Below are 17858 nucleotides of genomic sequence, written 5' to 3'. Positions count from 1 at the left end.
GATTTTTCTCAAACTGTATTTTTGCGGCTCAGCTATCCTTGAAGCTAAATTCCAATCTTGACGTTTAAAATTGATGTAGGCATTCTGAAGAAAAGTTTTAATTGATATTTTAAGAATGAAATCTGCTTTGTTACCAAAAACTATTGATGCCCTTGAGCTTTTATCAAATTTAAACTCAGACCACTTACCAGCTGTTAGTATCTATACTGATGGCGCTTGCAGTGGCAATCCGGGCCCTGGAGGGTGGGGGGCATTGGTGGAATATCAGGCTGCAACTACGGATCTGAGTGGAGGGGAAGCCCAAACTACAAATAATCGCATGGAAATGTCGGCGGCGATTTTTGCTCTCCAGGCATTGCCCGTGCGATGCAAAGTAACCTTGTATACTGATAGCATGTATCTAAGAGATGGCATAACCCGCTGGATGGTTAATTGGAAAAAGAATGGCTGGAAAACGGCAGATAAAAAACCAGTCAAAAATCAAGATTTATGGTTGAAGCTGGATGAGCTTTTAACTCAGCATGAGATTAGCTGGCAATGGGTTAAGGGGCATGCTGGGCATCCTCAAAATGAACATGCTGATGCCTTGGCCCGTAATGCTATTATTGCTGTGCAGATGGGAATTACCCAGTAATTGTTTTCCCATTCCAGCACAAAGAGAAAATATTGGCGCTAGGTTGGGGGCTCTGAGAGAGGGGAAGAGCAAGATATGTTCAAACACAGTTTTTCAAGGCGTGATAATAGTGTTTTGGGACGGTGGTGGTGGACCGTTGATCGGTGGAGTTTAGGTGGCATTATCATTATTATGATTGTGGGAGTGTTGTTAAGCTTTGCAGCCAGTCCTCCCGTAGCCGATCGTCTGGGCCTCGGGGGCTTTTTCTTTGTTAAACGTCACATGATTATGATTATTCCCGCTCTAATTGTGATGGTTTTATCGTCTTTACTAATGCCTAGAAATATTCGGCGGTTAGCCGTACTCGTTTACTGTGCTAGCTTAATGCTGATGGTGGCAACCATTTTGACCGGCGCCGAGGTTAAAGGAGCGCGCCGCTGGATTAATTTAGGAAGCTTTTCTCTTCAAGCATCAGAATTTGTAAAGCCCGTCTTAGCCGTTATTAGTGCCTGGATGATGGCAGAAAAATTAAGGCACCCTAACTTTCCCGGCATTTCTCTATCTTTTATGTTTATGGCTTTATATGTCATCCTTCTAATTTTACAGCCTGATTTTGGAATGACGATTGTAACCGTTGCCACCTGGGGATGTCAGCTATTTATTGCTGGCATCCCGCTATTTTGGATGGCGCTGGTCTTAGGTGTCGGCCTGGTTGGGGCTTTAGGCGCCTATCTATTTTTACCGCACGTTACCCGTCGTGTTGATCAATTTCTAGATCCCAGCTCAGGTGATCCTAAACATGACTTATATCAGATTACTCAGTCTCTTGAAGCTTTTAAACATGGCGGGCTTTTTGGTCGAGGTCCGGGAGAAGGAGTGGTAAAGAAGCATATTCCCGATGCCCATGCTGACTTCGTCTTTGCTGTTGCTGGTGAAGAGTTCGGAGTACTGGTTTGTTTATTAATTGTAGGGCTGTTTGGTTTTGTTGTTATCAGGTCTTATTTAAGGGTCGTCAATGAGCAAAGTCTATTTGTCATGCTAGCAACCTCTGGTATTGCTTTTCAGTTTGGAATGCAATCTTTAGTCAATATGGCCTCTACGCTTCATATTATTCCCACGAAGGGAATGACAATGCCCTTTGTTAGCTATGGAGGCTCTTCCATGCTAGCCTTGGGCTTAGGTATGGGAATGGTTTTAGCATTAACTCGAAAACGATATGGAGTTGTTGACCATTTATGACCCAACAAATTATTTTATCCACGGGCGGTACTGGCGGACATGTTTTTCCCGCTTTGAGTCTTGCAGATGAACTAAAAGAGCGCGGTTACGCGGTCGAACTTATCACCGACCAGCGGGGCGCTTCTTACAAAGACTCTAAAGCTTTTAATGGTATCCACATTATTCAGCTTCCTAAGGCCGGGGGAGTCATAGGCAAAATCAGACAAATCTTAAGCATTGTGTGGCAAGCTTTCCGTTGTGGGGGAAGATTTTTAAGGCAACGTCCGGCTATGGTGATCGGCTTTGGCGGGTATACATCTGCCCCGGTGATCCTCGCAGCCCTAGGGTTACGTATTCCTTTTATTGTTCATGAACAGAATGCTGTTTTAGGGCGCGTTAATCGAATGATGGGGGCTTTTGCTAAAAAGATCGCCTTAGGAATGCCGGTAACCCGCTATGCTAACCCTGATAGGTCAGTATTTGTGGGCAATCCTGTTCGCCGCAGTATTTTAGAAGCGCAACAGCTAAAGCAAACCACGGATAACCTAAGACTATTTATCTTTGGGGGCAGCCAAGGTGCAGATTTATTTGCGCGCATCGTCCCTGCGGCTGTTGCTTTGCTCCCTGAAGTATTACAACAACGATTAACTATAGTTCATCAAGTCCGTGAAGAAATATTACCGCAAACACGCCAAGCATATGAGAAGACTAAAGCCAAAATAGAGGCATTGGCTCCTTTTTATGCAGATATGCCGAACCAGCTCAGTCAAGCAGACCTAATTCTTTGCCGAGCTGGGGCAATGACGGTGAGTGAAGTCTCGGTGATAGGGCGGGCAGCAATTTTTGTCCCCCTGAAAATTGCCATGGATAATCATCAATTTTGGAATGTGAAACCGATGGTAGAGGCGGGCGCGGCAGAAGTCATCTTAGAGACAGATTTTACACCCGATATGCTCGCTAATAAATTGCAGCAGCTTTTAGAAAATGAGCCGTTGCGCCACGCGTTAGCTGAGAACATCTATCAATTTAGCCACCGAGATTCGGCGCAAAAACTTGCCGATTTAATTGATGCCAGCCTTAAGAAATATTAGGACAATAACTTATCTACAACACAGGAGCTGATAATGAGCGACTTTGACTTTGATCTGGGTGAAATAGCCAATAGTGTACGCGATATGGTGCGCCAATTCGCAGAGGAAAAGATTGCCCCCCGAGCTGCAGAAATTGATCACACTAATGAATTTCCCCGGGACTTGTGGCCAGAGTTAGGACAGCTAGGCTTACTGGGGATAACGGTGTCAGAAGAATTTGGGGGCGCCGGTATGGGCTATCTTGAGCATGTTATTGCCATGGAAGAAATCTCGCGGGCGTCGGCATCAGTAGGATTGAGTTACGGTGCCCATTCCAATTTGTGCGTCAATCAGATCTCTTTAAATGCCAATACCGAGCAGAAAAAGAAGTATCTGCCAAAACTGATATCTGGCGAACATGTAGGAGCCTTGGCCATGAGTGAGCCAGGATCAGGGTCAGACGTGGTCAGTATGCGCTTGAAAGCGGAGAAGGTAGACGGCGGTTATGTTTTGAATGGCAATAAAATGTGGATCACCAATGGTCCAGATGCAGAAGTATTAGTGGTTTACGCGAAAACAGATGTCACAGCGGCTTCAAAAGGGATTACCGCTTTCCTGGTGGAGAAGGGATATAAAGGGTTTTCAACCGCCCAAAAACTCGACAAGCTGGGGATGCGTGGTTCTAATACTTGTGAACTCGTTTTTGAAGATTGCTTTGTACCTGAAGAAAACATTCTGGGAGAACTCAATAAAGGCGTTAAAGTTCTTATGAGTGGGCTAGATTATGAACGGGCCGTGCTTGCCGGTGGACCCTTAGGGATAATGAGTGCCGCCCTCGATTATTGCTTGCCTTATGTGCGAGAAAGGCATCAGTTTGGTAAACCTATCGGTGAGTTTCAGTTAATTCAAGGCAAAATCGCCGATATGTATACCACTTTGAATTCTTCACGTGCCTATGTTTATGCTGTGGCCAAAGCATGCGACCGCAAACGAGTCACGCGGCAAGATGCGGCTGCGGCCATCCTGTTGGCTGCTGAAAATGCAACGAAAGTCTCCCTTGATGCTATTCAAATCTTTGGGGGAATGGGGTATATTAATGAAACGCCGACAGGGCGATTATTGCGAGACGCTAAGCTTTATGAAATTGGCGCAGGAACCTCAGAGATCCGTCGCATGCTGATCGGACGCGAACTTTTTGCTGCACTTTAAAAAAATTGTTCTCTTTCCTCATTTCTCTGTTGAAATGAGGAGGCGAATTATGGCAATAATATAACAACATTTGATGGTCGCATAGCTCAGCGGTAGAGCACTACGTTGACATCGTAGGGGTCACAGGTTCAATCCCTGTTGCGACCACCATCATCTAGCTTTTGAAGCCAATCCAAATCATTATCAGAATATCCAAAATGATGGCCAATTTCATGGATCATCACGTGATAGACTATTTGGTCTACTTTTTCATTGTTCTCATTAGCATACTTTATTAATGGGCAGCGGTATAAATAAATAATATCCGGCAGGTTGCCGCGAGCGGGAGTTGCCTTTAAAGGAAGCGGGACGCCCCGATATAGTCCTAGTAAATCATATTTATCGTTTAAGTTAAGACTTTTAACAGTTTCATCATCGGCAAAGTTTTCGACTCTAACGAGCAGATTCTTAACGAAGGGTTTATACTTTTCAGGGAGCGAAGCTAATGTCTTGTAAGCCATAGTATAGAGATCTGCAAGATCAGGCATTTCAGCAGTTTCATTGCGTCGACTGATAATTGATAATTTTACTTTCTTGCCAGCCATCCGGCTCCTCCTACTTGAATTCCTATCAAAAAGTATGCAATCTAGATATAGATCAAATTTAGTGGATAAAAGTTAATAAATGGTCGATATTCTTGAAAAAAATCAATTGCCCGTCGAGTTGGAGAAGCTTGATGGATGGATTTTATCAAATGATGGACAGGCAATTACGAAGAAGTTCACTTTTAAAAATTTTTCGGAAGCCTTTGCCTTTATGACACGGGTAGCCTTAATTGCTGAAAGCCAGAATCATCATCCTGAATGGTTTAATGTTTATAATAAAGTGGATATCCGTTTAACTACCCATGCTGTAAATGGGATAACGATCAAAGACCTAACCTTAGCTAAGCTGATCGAAGGAATATTGAAATGAAGAAATTATTGGGTGCCGTTTCGTTGGCCATTGCCTCTTCTGCTTTTGTTTTGTTGGGATGTGCGCCTGATGCCGTAACCTCGGCTGCAAAATTATCGAAAGCTAAGGTCTGGCTGCATGAGGTGCAGTTTAAAATTGGTAAGAATATGAATAATAACTCTCCTGTTACGGTAAAGGTGGTCATTGTTCATGAAGATGAGCTTTATAAGCAAATCGGAAAATTGACAGCAGCTGACTTTTTCCAACAAGAAGCTAATTTGAATGCTGATCATGCAGGTGAGTTTGAAGTATTTACAGCAGAGGTTGTGCCCGGGCAAAAAAATGATCCTTTGGTCATCGAACCTTCAAATGTGAATTCGGTAGGAATCTGGGTATTTGGTCGGTATGCGACCCCAGGGCCGCACCGCCAGAAAGTTGGAACGGATCGTATTATTGAAGTTGAACTTCTGGATAAAGATTTTAAAATCAATACGATTAAGCCTTAACTCTGACCTAGCTTTTCACCTTAAGATAAGTATCTAAAATAAAGAAATTAAGGCATTTACCTACTTGTTTTGTTTTTTGGATGCTTGATCGATGCCAAAGCCCTGAAATTGACGGACTCCCCACGTCAACCCCTGGTCGACTTCTTTTTCTGTATCACACTTATGTAAGATACAGCAATAGGGGCCCATCTTTTCGATTAAGGCCTTGAAGGTCGCCTCTTTGTCATGAATTCCGGAAGACCAATTTATTTTGTAAGTATGTACGGGGATGGCTGCAAGATTAACTATATCTAAATGGCTTGCGTTAATACCGCTGAGGATAAGACGAAATCCTTTCTCATTTAATAGCTCTTTTGCATAAATGAGTGCTTCCGGATGGGCTATGTAATCAATAATGTCGACGCAAAAGGAGATAGATGTTTGCTTATCATAGCTGCGAAGAAACCTATGGAAGTTAGCTGTAATAATTGAGCGAAGATTTATATTTAAGCTCATGTGGATGTTTTCTAAATTCTTCTGGGCCAGTAAGTCAGGTAAAAGGCTGATTAATTGTTTATCCAGTAAGATGGTAATGTATTTAAACAGCCAAGCATTCGCTATAAGAGAATCGTTAAGGGCTAAGGCATTTTGAAGTGTTTGGATGGAAAGAAAGATATGACTAGAGATTTTTCGCGGTGGCTCTATTCCATCATACCAGTATATAGATTGGCGTTTAATATAGGGAAGTAAGGTAGAATTGGACAGAATCTTCTCTATACTGGAGAGGGTCTCTGAGTTAATTCCTCTATTCAGAAGGTCAGCTGATGAACCATCGCATCTTGCTTTAATATCTGAATATAAAGGATCAGTTTCGATTTCATAAACATAATTATAGAAGCTTTTCCAATTGACTCCTAGCTCATAAATCGTGCAAAACAGATCCTTTTTATTGTTGTTAGCGAGAAGAGGGTCATTTGAAAGTCCTCGTTTAAGCTGACTAATGCAGCGTTCAGAAGAAATTATAGCTTCATTTCTAATCAAACAAACTAGATCATCGTTTTTTAATTTAAATACTTTGCCTTTAATGGTAGCAAAGATTCGGGTTGCTTCAGCAAACAACTGATCGATTTGATCGTTTCCTCTATGGCAAGGCATTAATTTGCTGACATTGAATAAGATAGCCCGATAGCTTGAGGCATCAGATTGCAAGCGTGCTAAAGCTTCAAGGATTTTACTTGATACTGAATCTGGTACGCCCTGTGAGCCGATATTAATCTCGTCAGCCAAGTTCCTGGTTCCCCTTTAATTTGCTTCTATTTTACTTTAGAACAAGTAAAGAAATATTTAAGCGTCTAAACCGTAAATTGCTAATTGCATTCGCCGTTTGCCCTTGGTATGACAGAAGAGTATTCAACCTTAAAAGAGACTTCAAATGTCCTACTTAGCAACGCGACTTTCTTTAATTCAACCGTCCCCGACTTTAGCAATGACGGCCAAAGCTTCCCAGATGAAAGCGGAAGGGATAGATGTAATTGCCCTAAGTGCGGGAGAGCCAGATTTTGATACGCCTGACCATATAAAAGAGGCTGCTAAAATTGCGATGGATAAAGGGCTGACTAAGTATACAGCTGTTGATGGTTTACCCGATTTAAAGAAAGCCATTCAAGCCAAGTTTAAGAAGGATAATTCTTTAGATTATGATCTTGATCAACTTATGGCTGCCACCGGCGGCAAGCAAGTTATCTTCAATGCGTTGATGGCAACAATAAATCCAGGCGACGAAGTTATCATTCCTGCACCTTACTGGGTTTCTTATCCTGACATGGTTAATCTCTTTGGAGGGGTGCCCAAAATTATCCAATGCCCGGAAGTAGCAGGATTTAAGTTAACACCCGCCCTGCTTGAATCAGCAATTACACTAAATACTAAATGGTTAATCCTTAATTCACCCTCAAATCCAACAGGGGAGCTGTATTCACAGCAAGAGCTAGAAGCATTAGGAAAAGTGTTAGAGCGTCATCCTCACATTATGGTGATGTGTGATGATATCTATGAATACTTAGTTTATGATAACCAACCATTTATGACACTGGCTTCAGTTTGTCCAGGGCTGCAATCACGCTGTCTTATTGTCAATGGAGTCTCCAAGTCTTATTCCATGACGGGCTGGCGTCTTGGTTATGGAGCAGGTCCTAAGCCTTTAATCAAAGCTATGACAATGCTGCAATCGCAAAGTACATCCAACCCTTGTTCTATTACCCAAGCTGCAGCTATCGCTGCGATCAATGGTGATCGCAGTTTCTTGAAGGATTGGTGTCAATCCTTTGCTGCGAGGCGTAATCTAACCGCACAACTGATTAATGATATTCCTGGCTTAGCGTGCCGGATTCCCCAAGGGGCCTTCTACCTTTATATTAATTGTCAGGGAATTCTAGGAAAGCGGACCCCAAGCGGCCAGCTCATTGAGAACGATAATCAGTTTGCGCAGTATCTCCTTGCAGAAGCGTTTGTTGCCGTTGTTAGCGGTGATGCTTTTGGGTTATCGCCTTATTTCCGCATTTCCTATGCAACTTCAGACGCTGTCTTAAAGCAAGCTTGTCTGCGAATCCGTGAAGCTGTGGAAAAATTAGTTTAGCGAGTGGGGATTAGGTGTCTCTCTTAAGAGGCACCATCACTTATAAATACATCCGCATATATGCTTTCTATATGGGTAATTTCAGCTTCCTTCAGTGCCGAAAACTCTTTATGGAGGGCCCGCTTGGAGAGTTTTCCATCATTCTGTTTGAGGAAGTTGAATAATAGATCCACCTTAGATGAAGGTAATTCTAGAAAGGCATTAATTTGTTGCTTAAACGTATCATAACGCTGCAAGAATTCAATTTCTTGCGGAAGATCGACCGTGACCGTCTTTTCCACACAAGCATAAAGAAACTCAGTATGAGGGGTCGCATCAAAGTAACGATAAAAGTCATCAGTTTTATTAAGGACTTCAATATTCATACTTAATGTTGGCTCCCACTCGATAAGAGGTAATAAGCGTTTCGAATAACTTTCCAAGATGCTTCTATAATCATCAATCCTTTCCAGAATGGCTGCAGAAATGGGAAATATCAGCCCGGCCGGACTAAATTGTCTCTCAGCGAGGATGTGATGAATTAAATAACGATGTAGCCGCCCATTACCATCGGCAAAAGGGTGAATATAGATAAAACCAAAAGCTACACACGCTGCGGCAATGACTGGATCAAATTCTTTACCTGAAGTGTTAATAAAAGAAAAGAGTCCCTGCATAAGCGAAGGTAAGTCTTCAGGGCGGGCACTGATATGCTCCGGTAACGGAAGCCGAGTGATTTGCTCGTGTTCCCCTACAAAGCCCCCTTCATCGCGCAGGCCTAATCTTACAAAGCGATCATCACCGATAACAATTTTTTGTAACCGTAAAAGCTCAGCCAAATTAAGTGGCTGCTTGCCCGCTTCACCAATAGCGCGTCCCCAGCGTTGGATGCGAGTATGTAATTTTTCTTCCCCTTCAATGGCATAGCTCGATTTGGAATCTTTCAGTAACAGAAAGGAGGCAGTACGAGCAAGAATGCTAGCGGAGGTCTTACCGATAATCTTTTTTGCTCTTTCATCCAGATTCTTGCTGCGATAACTTTCGAGGATCTCTGTTTTAAATACTAGCGGACAAAAATCTCTACAACCTGGTAAGTTATTGATGACACGATGGCGTGGTGATTTTGTACCCTTACTACCATATTGGATGTCTGTATCCAATACATTGGCATAATTCCCAGTGATGACATTTTCTAAAGAGAGCGGTGTCTCTAGTAACCATTCATAAAGAAACCAAAGGCGTCTTGAATAACTGCTGGTGGGTTTCTGGATGACAATTTGTTTTATCTCTTCAGGATTAATCGCTTCGAACACCGCTTTTAACACCGCAAGGTCTAAGCCTTCGTATTTTAGGGCGAAAATTAAATGGTCTTCTAAAGTAGGGGCGGGCATATGGCGAGGTGTTAACACCTTCCAGTTATCCTTTTCATAAACTTTATGGCGGTCACTAATGGCATAAAGCTTAAGAGGGAGAGGAACCTGAAGTTTTAAGGAATGGATTAAGCAGGAGTAACCTGCCAAAGTGGCCGCCTCGGGAAGTTTTCTTTCCTGAAAAAAGCTTAGCTTGTATGAAAAATGATTAGAACTGTAGTTTTCCATGAAAATTTATTAGATAGTCGGGTAATATGATATGTAAACAGCATATCATGAAAAACTTTTATAATTCATGAAAAATGATTATATTTTGTTGTTTTTATGAATAATTGTTTTAGCGCAAAGGTAAAGAGGAAAAGGAGAGAGGCTACACTTTTACCTCTTTAACCCAGCGTAATTTAGGATGTCGGGCAGCGCGGGTCTCATCTAAACGTCGTCGCGGCGCCAGTTGAGGTGCTTGGATAAAGAGCTCAGTATTTCCGCTTTTGGCTTGCTGCGCTAAATGGATTAGCGTATCACAGAATTCATCTAGCGATCTTTTAGATTCTGATTCGGTGGGCTCCATTAACAAGGCTCCGGATACTACTAAAGGAAAATACATCGTCATCGGGTGGTAACCTTGGTCAATCATTGCTTTAGCAAAATCGAGCGTAGAAACTTTTGTCTCATCTAGAAAAGTATCGTCAAATAAGGCTTCATGCATACAGCTGCCTACAAAGGCTGGGGAGAGATGGTCTTTAAGGCGAGCAAGGATATAGTTTGCGTTCAGGACTGCATCCTCGGCGACTTGCTTTAGGCCATCGCGTCCGTGGCTCATCATAAAGGCCAGAGCGCGGGTCAGCATGCCCATCTGGCCATGGAATCCCTTAATTCGTCCTAAAGAGGCGGGAGCTTGATCGTAGGATTCAATGAGATCGAAGCCTTTTTCTGTCCTGATAACATAGGGCAGGGGGGCGTATTGGATCAGCCGTTCTGACAAGACAACAGGACCGCTGCCTGGGCCGCCCCCGCCGTGAGGGGTAGAAAAAGTCTTATGCAAATTAATATGCATACAATCAATACCTAGATCGGCGGGGCGCGTTTTGCCAACAATGGCATTGAAGTTGGCACCATCACAGTAAAAGTATGCTCCTGCTTTATGAATAGCCTCGGCAATATCAATAATATCGCGCTCAAAAAGCCCGCAGGTATTAGGATTTGTTAACATAATGCCAGCAACTTCATCATTAATCTGTGATAACAGGGCTGGTAAGTCAACGCGGCCATCTTCAGCCGCAGGAATTGTTCTGACTTGAAAGCCGCAGGCTGCTGCCGTCGCCGGATTAGTGCCGTGAGCAGATTCGGGAACAAGGATAATGGGGCGATGCTCATTGCGAGCTTCGAGGGCTTTACGGATGGCCATAATTCCGCACAGTTCACCATGCGCCCCCGCCGCTGGAGATAAAGCTACCCCTGCCATGCCTGTTAAACGGGTTAGCCATTCTGCGAGGGAATGGATGACTGCTAAGGCCCCTTGAAGGGTGGTGACTGGCTGCAGGGGGTGAAGATCACCAAAGAATCTTGCCACCTTTTCATTAAGACGCGGATTGTGTTTCATGGTACAAGACCCCAAAGGATACAATCCGGTATCAATGCTGTAGTTTTTCTGGCTAAGGCGCGTATAATGGCGCACGACCATAGGTTCTGATAAGCCAGGGAGTCCAATTTGCACCCGCTCTAAGCCATTCAGATAGGAGGTCTCTGTCGAAGCTTCAGGCCAATCAGTGCCAGATAAACCAGGAGTATCTAATTCAAAGATAAGGGGTTCTTCTATTTGTAATCCGTGATTGCCTGTAAACGTACTTGTCATCTATATACCCCCCTCATACTTTAACCGTATATGAAGACGATAGCATCTTTCGCAGCAATGGTGAAGGCTGCTCATGAGCTGCTGGGGCAGAATTAATTAAACTAAAACAGCAGGCATTTAAAAGAGGATGAAATAGAGCTATAAATTCAACACTCCGAAGCCTACTTATTTATGGTAAAGCTTTAACCTAAGAGTTCAATTAGCAGATAGTGTTTATGAAGCTACCTTATGAATTTTATAACCGTCATGTTGTCGATGTGGCACGGGAGTTGATTGGAAAAAGACTCGTTTGTGGGGCTGTGGAAGGTATTATTACAGAGACTGAAGCTTACCGTGGTGGTGATGATGCAGCATCCCATGCAGCGCGAGGGAAAACCGAACGGTCGGCTATTATGTTTGGCTCACCCGGGCATGCTTATATCTATATTATTTATGGAGTCTATTATTGCCTTAATATTGTAACAGAGCCAGCGGGACAAGCAAGTGCTGTTCTGATCCGCGGCTTAAAATCATCCAATGTTTATCTCAATGGACCAGGAAAGCTTTGCTGCCACTTAGGCATAAATAAGCAATATAATGGGCTGGATCTGGTGGAAAACGATTACATGTACTTAACTTCTGGTATAGATATAAAAGATTGTTTAGTAACTCCCCGAATTGGAATTAGTAAAGCGACAGACAAACTTTGGCGCTTTGTAATGACGCCTGCGGATTTGCAATTGTGCTGATAGCTAAGCTTATTGGCAGGAATAGTGAGTTTTTAAGGGTTAGATAGAGATAATAAAAAGTTTTCGCGAGGATTATAGGTGTGAAAAAGAAAGCTGCCTTTACTTCTCTTGAAACTTTTAAACTTCTTCAGGTGCTGACGCAGCTCTTTAATTTCATCGGTAACAATTAGCTGCGGATTTATAGAGGACTGTTTCTTGGTAACAAGAAGCTGCTTTCTGAAAAAATTAATTCCCTCATCAATTAATCCCGTTTGTATTAAGTAAGTGGAATAAAAAGCATATATTTCCATTTTCTTCGCACTGTACTCACGCAGAAATTTATGAAGAGAGGGGGTCAATTTTTGTTCCCTATTTAAACTGAACAATATTTCGAATTGTGCGAAAGCTTGGTTAAATTGATGCTTACCCGCGTAAATCTGTGAAAGATATAAATAAGCTTTAGGGTAACCTCTTTCACAAGCTTGTAATAATAACGGAATGCTCTCTTCTTTGCGGTTAGTCTTATATAATATTTCAGCTTGAATATAGAGTGCTTGGGTATATTTTCTTTGGGCAGGCTTAGTATCAAGCCAAAGGTAATTACAATAAAAGCTTAAAAGACCATTATAAGAGGGAATAAAATCTTGATCGGCCAGCCTTTTAAAGATTTTCAGGGCATCTTCTGACCGTTGGTAGGCTTTCGCAATCTTGCCTGTTTGCTCAGTATTTAAGGGACAGCTTGCTAACTTTAGATAAATACATCCCAAATTATAATAGGCTCTTAGATTGCCTTTACGGCTAGCCCGAAGCAAATAATCTTCAGCTAGTGTAGGATGTCTTTTTTTCCAATGATAAACACCTAATATTGCTTGGGCTTTAGTATGTCCGTGGAGGGCTGCACTGCTAAGATACATTTGACATTCGACTTCTGGGGCGTAAATAACGTCTTCAAGGCCATAGAAACCGTAATAATATTGCGCTTTAATATCTTCGCTGCGTGCCATTGGGCGCAATGTAGCTGCTGATGCGTTGCCTTTCAATAAGTACGGCATGAATGCTGCCTCATAGCCTGCCTCATTAAGCTCTTTGAGGTAGGATCGAGCTTCGGCAATGTCCCAGGTTCGGTAGGCTCCTTTTCTAAGAACACCATTATAGTATTTTTCCGATGCTGGATTAAAGTTTCCATAGCGAGCAGAAAGCATAATATTGGCACGCGCCAGTTGGTTGGCCTGCTTGTATTTAGGGCCAGAATAGTCAGACTGAAGTGAAGGATTTCCGTAAAGCTGAATATATTTCATCAGTTTGACTAGCATTCTGTGAGAATCAAGATCTGGAGAGCTTTCTCTTTCCTCATACACTGTTCTTAAAAGCTCTATTGCGTTATGATAATCTCGCACTTCCTCATAAAGCACGCCTAATGTAAGCCAATAGTTAATGTCTTGGGTTCTAGAAAAACGAATAAAGTGATAGGGTAATTTTTTCTTTAAATGTTCTGGTACGGTAATATTGCGCGCTATATGTTTAAATAAATTGTTTATATCTTCTTGAGTCCACGCCTGATAAGAGGTAAGCATAAAGGGAATCAAATGGGAATATTCAAGGGGGCATACCCATAGGCCCTCAAATATATCTTCATAAGAGATCCGATTCAAAAGATACTTTGAGACTTCCCTAAAACCTTCATCAATTTGTGAGGTTGTAGCCAAGTCAGCCACAGGAACATAACTTAGAATTTTCATAATCAGCTCATTGGGTAGGGTCATTGAGTGCTGATTAATTTCTGGCTCTAAGGAATTTGTACAATTGGCTGCGAAGAGATTGCACAGTAAGGCAGATGTGCCCAAAAAACTCCAAGTAGTCATTGCTGTATAATCCCTATATTATTTATGTATAATTTTATTAAATTATTAAACAAATATGTTTGCAAGTGACTGGTTTAATAAATTAAAAGTATCTTAAACAATTCGGGGTGATAGAATTCTTTATTTAACAGATTTTAAAAGCTGATGTGTCTTCAGCGGGAGACGTACTGCGCAATTAAAAAGGAAATAGACGCAGAAATTATAAAGGCAAGAGGAGCCCGTGCCAAGGCTCCTAACAATGGAAGCTTTACTCTTTAAGAAGGGAAGAAATATTCTCTTTGGCCAAGCTGATGCCCCGAATTACTTTTCCATTCTCACCTAGAGGAGGCGTAGATTTATCTCCAACCATCAGTTTAATACCAGCACCATTACCCGTATTAAGCTGGTATTTTCCAGTTGCTGGTACGGAATAAGTTTCTCCCGTGCGCATTAAACGCACAAATATAGCTTTACCGTTTTCGTCAACAATTTGCACCCAAGCATCTTTTATAGCGACCACTTGTATCCCTGGGTTTTCTGTCTCAGCAGAGCTTGCCGAATCAGGATGATATGTGGACGCTGATGTCGCAATATTCGCTATTCCTATATCGTTGTTTGGTACTAAAAGGCTTGAAAGTGAGGCATTATCGGGTGGGGCAGAGGTGGAAGAAAGTGTAGTATCTTCCTGTAGGTCTTTTAAAACTACAATATCTTCAGCATGCTGATAACTATTGTTAGAGACATACAAGATGCCGCCGCCAATAAATAAGAGCGTTGTTGCGGCTAAGATGACTTTAAGGTTGGGTTTCTTTTGTTGCTCCACAGGAATGGAATAATTAAAGCTAGAATAATCAGGAGTTATTTCTTCCTGAAGACCCAGATCCTTAAGAATTTGTGTCGCATCAAGATTTAAGAACTTTGCATAGGTTTTGATGAACCCTACTTTATAAACATGTCCTGGCAAGGCTGACAAGTTACCTTGTTCAATCGCAGTAATGTAAACACTGCGAATATGCAGCTCCTGACAGGCGTGCTGAATCGAAATATTTCTGCTTACGCGTGCCTCTTTAAAAAGTGCGCCAACTTTCGCGTAAACGGATTCTTCGTATATATCCTCATTTAATGCTTCTGTACTTGGACTCATGTCAACCCTCAGAAGAAAACAATCTTATTTAATTAAATACAGTTAATTTAAGGTGTGCAAGCGAAAATTATTTTATTAAATTAATTACCTGTATCAGGCGGGAGGGGACGTCATACCTTATAGAGAGCAGATTGTTTGCTGTTAGAAGCTACAACTAGGTCTAAATAAGAATTATAAGTAAAGGCACAGGAGATAACAGATACCTGTCTATATATAATTTCTTAAGGGCTGCGTCTGTCCCATATAATCTTCATAATCAAAATGGCGGCAGCTAAAACCAGAGTTATAGTGTTGGCAATTATAATCGGAGTAGAGTCTAGATAAATGCCATAAATTATCCATAAGATTAATCCCAAACAGAAAATTATATACATACTAACTGAGATATTTTTAACAGAATGAGTTTTTATCACTTTTATAACTTGTGGTAGGAATGCTAGTGTTGTTAACATTCCTGCACTTAACCCAATTAACTCTATCCCAGAAGACATATTTTAGGTTCCTCTCTAAAATATTATTGATAAACAGTTAAGTCACAAAATTGTGAGATATATTTTAAGTATATAAGATTATATATTAAATAATTATAAAGTTCTAAGGTGGTTGTCTATTATAATTGTTTGTTAAATTTAACGCTATCGTCTTATTACTAATTTAGAAGGGTCTTTGGTCCGGCTAGGAAAATCTATAAAATTACTGAGTTAGGCGTTTTTTATATAGCTGTTTTTGCCTGAACAGAGTTTCTACTCTGTACTATAAACAGATAAGCTCTACCAATATGGAGCCTGTTTTCTGAGAAATAAGTGATTTTATGTTTTATCATCCCAGGGCTGTGATAACTTTTTACACACCTATAGGTATATTTGAGATATATTTCCTAAGTGGCTATTATAATGTGATCTGATTGAAGGGCGCTAGAGCAAGTACAATGACATCTAATTATCCATTTCTCTCCACAGTGTCCCCCTTGGAAATTATTGTTAAGCTTAAGTTTGGTTCTCATCTGTATGGTACTGCAACTGCAGATTCTGACTTAGATGTTAAGGCTGTATATATGCCGCGTGCCCGCGATATTCTCCTTCAGACCATATCACCGGCTATTGTGGTGGGCCGAGACAAGGTGGCAGGGGAGAAGAATACCTGCCAAGATATAGATTTTGAAGCTTATAGCCCACATAAATTTTTATCGCTACTCGCAGAAGGTCAGATTGTTGCCTTAGATATGCTATTCGCTCCCTCGGCGTATTTTATTGATCCTCCTTCACCGCTTTGGGAACAAATCCAGGGTGTAGCGTATAAACTTCTCAATAAGAAAGCCGCATCATTTGTCCGTTATTGTCGTCAACAAGCAAGTAAGTATGGCTTAAAAGGGTGTAGGGTTGCGGCGGCTCGCCAAGCAGAGAATCTTCTTGAGAAGGCTTTAAAGCAGTATCCTGCAAGGAGTAAGCTTAACTTATTAGAACCAGAGCTTCATAAATTATCGATGCAGAGTGAACTTATCCAGCTTGGCAACATGGTAAACTTAGAAGGAATTGCGGCCAAGTATATAGAAATATGTGGTAAAAAGATTTTATTCTCAGCCTCGATCAAGACAGCCTGTGAAATTGTTCACAAGCTGGTGGGGCAATACGGTGCTCGAGCTTTGGCCGCTGAAAGAAATGAAAATGTGGATTGGAAGGCCTTATCACATGCTGTGCGTATAGGGTATGAAGCTATCGAATTTTTGACGGATCATAAAATTACTTTTCCTCGCCCAGAAGCCCTGCACCTTGTTGCAATTAAGCAGGGCAAGATTCCCTTTCAAGAGGTTGCTATTGAAATAGAACAGTTACTCACCCGGGTAGAGGAAGCTTCCTTAACTTCTACTCTGCCAGATGGTTATGATCCTGAACTTATCAATGAATTTATTGCTGATATTTATTACCAGCATATTCTTAAGGAGAAGGTATGATTAAGCCATCGCTGCTGCGCTTAGACCATAAAGAATACGTTCGCAATAAACTCATCAAATTTGCTGAGATGCACAATATCAGAATTATTACTGCAATTGAGTCGGGCAGCCGCGCCTGGGGATTTCCTTCTCAAGATAGTGACTTCGATGTGCGCTTTATTTATTATCGACAGCGCGATGATTATCTGTCTATTCACCCATATCCGGATGTTCTAGAAACACCAATAATGGAAGATGAATGCCTCGGTGTAGCTTTCGACTTAAATGGATGGGATATACGGAAAGCTTTGTTCCTTGCTCTCAGGTCTAATGCCGTTGTATTAGAGTGGCTGCAGTCACCCCTCAACTACATGGGCGATGAAGCTATTATCGCAAACTTATTAAAATTTTCTAAGAGTTGTGCTTGCTTAGCTTCTTTAGAGTACCATTATGATCGGCTTGCCCGCCATGCCTGGGAAAAGGTAACAGAAAATGACGATCTCGTAACCGCTAAGACTTACTGCTATGCTTTGAGGCCAGCCCTTATGCTCGCTTGGTTGCGACTTTTCAAAGAGGTGCCGCCGATGGATATATATAATTTGTGTGAAGGGTTGCTACTTAGACCTCAGCTGCGAGAAATTATGGGTGAAATCATCAGCATGAAAGCCGTAGCTAATGAAAAGGATGCCATCCCAAGAGCTGTTATGCTTGATGAATATATCAATACCATCTTGGTTAACAAAGTCACCAAACCTTTAGCTGCTATTCCTTCAGAATTCTCTCTCCTAAAAGCTAATCAAATTTTTAAGAAAATCATTCTTTAAATCAAATAGAGCCTTAAATCGTCGGCTGACTAAGAGCAGTTATGCTTG

General features: G+C 41.7%; 17 protein-coding genes and 1 tRNA gene. 11 read left to right on the top strand and 7 right to left on the bottom strand.

The genetic code is table 11. The features are described from left to right. Nucleotides 1–115 precede the first annotated feature (115 nt). The 5 genes from rnhA to HMO_RS0102005 all read left to right on the top strand — a co-directional run bounded on the left by rnhA (nt 116) and on the right by HMO_RS0102005 (nt 4260). Nucleotides 116–634, top strand: a complete 519-nt coding sequence (gene rnhA / locus HMO_RS0102025; RefSeq protein WP_010298086.1) for a ribonuclease HI — start codon at nt 116–118, stop codon at nt 632–634. 75 nt (nt 635–709) lie between these two features. After that, a complete protein-coding gene (locus tag HMO_RS0102020; protein ID WP_010298083.1) occupies nt 710–1852 on the top strand; it encodes an FtsW/RodA/SpoVE family cell cycle protein in 1143 nt (380 codons plus the stop codon). Then, nucleotides 1849–2922: an undecaprenyldiphospho-muramoylpentapeptide beta-N-acetylglucosaminyltransferase gene (murG, locus tag HMO_RS0102015; RefSeq protein WP_010298081.1), complete on the top strand. Its 1074-nt coding sequence runs from the start codon at nt 1849–1851 to the stop codon at nt 2920–2922. Before HMO_RS0102020 ends, murG begins: the two co-directional genes overlap by 4 nt. A gap of 33 nt (nt 2923–2955) precedes the next feature. Next, entirely contained in the window at nt 2956–4110 is a 1155-nt protein-coding gene (locus HMO_RS0102010; RefSeq protein ID WP_010298079.1) for an isovaleryl-CoA dehydrogenase, read from the top strand. Between the two features lie 75 nt (nt 4111–4185). Then, nucleotides 4186–4260: transfer RNA gene (locus HMO_RS0102005), tRNA-Val, on the top strand. Here HMO_RS0102005 and HMO_RS16020 read toward each other — a convergent pair. Continuing rightward, nucleotides 4239–4694 carry a metallopeptidase family protein gene (locus HMO_RS16020; protein ID WP_010298078.1) on the bottom strand — a complete coding sequence of 152 codons (456 nt, stop codon included), beginning with the start codon at nt 4692–4694 and terminating at the stop codon, nt 4239–4241. The two genes, HMO_RS0102005 and HMO_RS16020, sit on opposite strands and share 22 nt — an antisense overlap. Before the next feature lie 79 nt (nt 4695–4773). On the opposite strand from HMO_RS16020, the gene HMO_RS0101995 reads away from it, so the two are divergent. Together HMO_RS0101995 and HMO_RS0101990 are read left to right on the top strand one after the other, a co-directional pair. Beyond that, nucleotides 4774–5064 carry a 4a-hydroxytetrahydrobiopterin dehydratase gene (locus HMO_RS0101995; RefSeq protein ID WP_010298075.1) on the top strand — a complete coding sequence of 97 codons (291 nt, stop codon included), beginning with the start codon at nt 4774–4776 and terminating at the stop codon, nt 5062–5064. Further along, the gene (locus HMO_RS0101990) at nt 5061–5549 is read left to right on the top strand and encodes a hypothetical protein (protein ID WP_010298071.1); all 489 of its coding nucleotides are present in this window, start codon (nt 5061–5063) and stop codon (nt 5547–5549) included. Before HMO_RS0101995 ends, HMO_RS0101990 begins: the two co-directional genes overlap by 4 nt. Nucleotides 5550–5609: 60 nt before the next feature. Here HMO_RS0101990 and HMO_RS0101985 read toward each other — a convergent pair whose 3' ends face one another. Further along, nucleotides 5610–6815, bottom strand: coding sequence for an EAL domain-containing protein (locus HMO_RS0101985; protein ID WP_010298068.1), 1206 nt, complete (start codon nt 6813–6815; stop codon nt 5610–5612). Between the two features lie 145 nt (nt 6816–6960). Between HMO_RS0101985 and HMO_RS0101980 the strand changes: the two genes are divergently transcribed. Beyond that, nucleotides 6961–8163 carry a pyridoxal phosphate-dependent aminotransferase gene (locus HMO_RS0101980; protein ID WP_010298065.1) on the top strand — a complete coding sequence of 401 codons (1203 nt, stop codon included), beginning with the start codon at nt 6961–6963 and terminating at the stop codon, nt 8161–8163. 23 nt (nt 8164–8186) lie between these two features. Here the strand turns inward: HMO_RS0101980 and HMO_RS0101975 are convergent, their stop codons facing one another. Both HMO_RS0101975 and gcvPB read right to left on the bottom strand, forming a co-directional pair. Next, the gene (locus HMO_RS0101975; RefSeq protein ID WP_010298062.1) at nt 8187–9740 is read right to left on the bottom strand and encodes a Fic family protein; all 1554 of its coding nucleotides are present in this window, start codon (nt 9738–9740) and stop codon (nt 8187–8189) included. Between the two features lie 142 nt (nt 9741–9882). Continuing rightward, the gene (gcvPB, locus tag HMO_RS0101970; protein WP_010298059.1) at nt 9883–11364 is read right to left on the bottom strand and encodes an aminomethyl-transferring glycine dehydrogenase subunit GcvPB; all 1482 of its coding nucleotides are present in this window, start codon (nt 11362–11364) and stop codon (nt 9883–9885) included. 209 nt (nt 11365–11573) lie between these two features. Here gcvPB and HMO_RS0101965 point away from each other — a divergent pair, with 209 nt between their 5' ends. After that, nucleotides 11574–12092 (top strand): DNA-3-methyladenine glycosylase, encoded by a 519-nt coding sequence (locus HMO_RS0101965; protein WP_425358511.1) that lies wholly within the window; start codon nt 11574–11576, stop codon nt 12090–12092. 32 nt (nt 12093–12124) lie between these two features. Here the strand turns inward: HMO_RS0101965 and HMO_RS0101960 are convergent, their stop codons facing one another. From HMO_RS0101960 to HMO_RS17615, 3 genes are all read right to left on the bottom strand, one after another. Further along, the gene (locus tag HMO_RS0101960; RefSeq protein WP_175282079.1) at nt 12125–13810 is read right to left on the bottom strand and encodes a tetratricopeptide repeat protein; all 1686 of its coding nucleotides are present in this window, start codon (nt 13808–13810) and stop codon (nt 12125–12127) included. Nucleotides 13811–14180: 370 nt separating this feature from the next. Next, nucleotides 14181–15056, bottom strand: a complete 876-nt coding sequence (locus tag HMO_RS0101955) for a helix-turn-helix domain-containing protein (RefSeq protein ID WP_010298050.1) — start codon at nt 15054–15056, stop codon at nt 14181–14183. Nucleotides 15057–15277: 221 nt separating this feature from the next. Continuing rightward, nucleotides 15278–15547 carry a SemiSWEET transporter gene (locus tag HMO_RS17615; RefSeq protein ID WP_010298047.1) on the bottom strand — a complete coding sequence of 90 codons (270 nt, stop codon included), beginning with the start codon at nt 15545–15547 and terminating at the stop codon, nt 15278–15280. Between the two features lie 437 nt (nt 15548–15984). On the opposite strand from HMO_RS17615, the gene HMO_RS0101945 reads away from it, so the two are divergent. Together HMO_RS0101945 and HMO_RS13455 are read left to right on the top strand one after the other, a co-directional pair. Beyond that, a complete protein-coding gene (locus HMO_RS0101945; protein ID WP_010298044.1) occupies nt 15985–17007 on the top strand; it encodes a DNA polymerase beta superfamily protein in 1023 nt (340 codons plus the stop codon). Next, entirely contained in the window at nt 17004–17810 is an 807-nt protein-coding gene (locus tag HMO_RS13455; RefSeq protein WP_010298039.1) for a nucleotidyltransferase domain-containing protein, read from the top strand. Before HMO_RS0101945 ends, HMO_RS13455 begins: the two co-directional genes overlap by 4 nt. Nucleotides 17811–17858 lie beyond the last annotated feature (48 nt).

Origin of the sequence: Candidatus Odyssella thessalonicensis L13 (genome assembly GCF_000190415.1) — a bacterium.
Lineage (GTDB): Bacteria > Pseudomonadota > Alphaproteobacteria > Paracaedibacterales > Paracaedibacteraceae > Paracaedibacter > Paracaedibacter thessalonicensis.
Note: the sequence above shows the minus strand (reverse complement) of the source record. Positions and strands in the feature narration are given on the sequence as shown.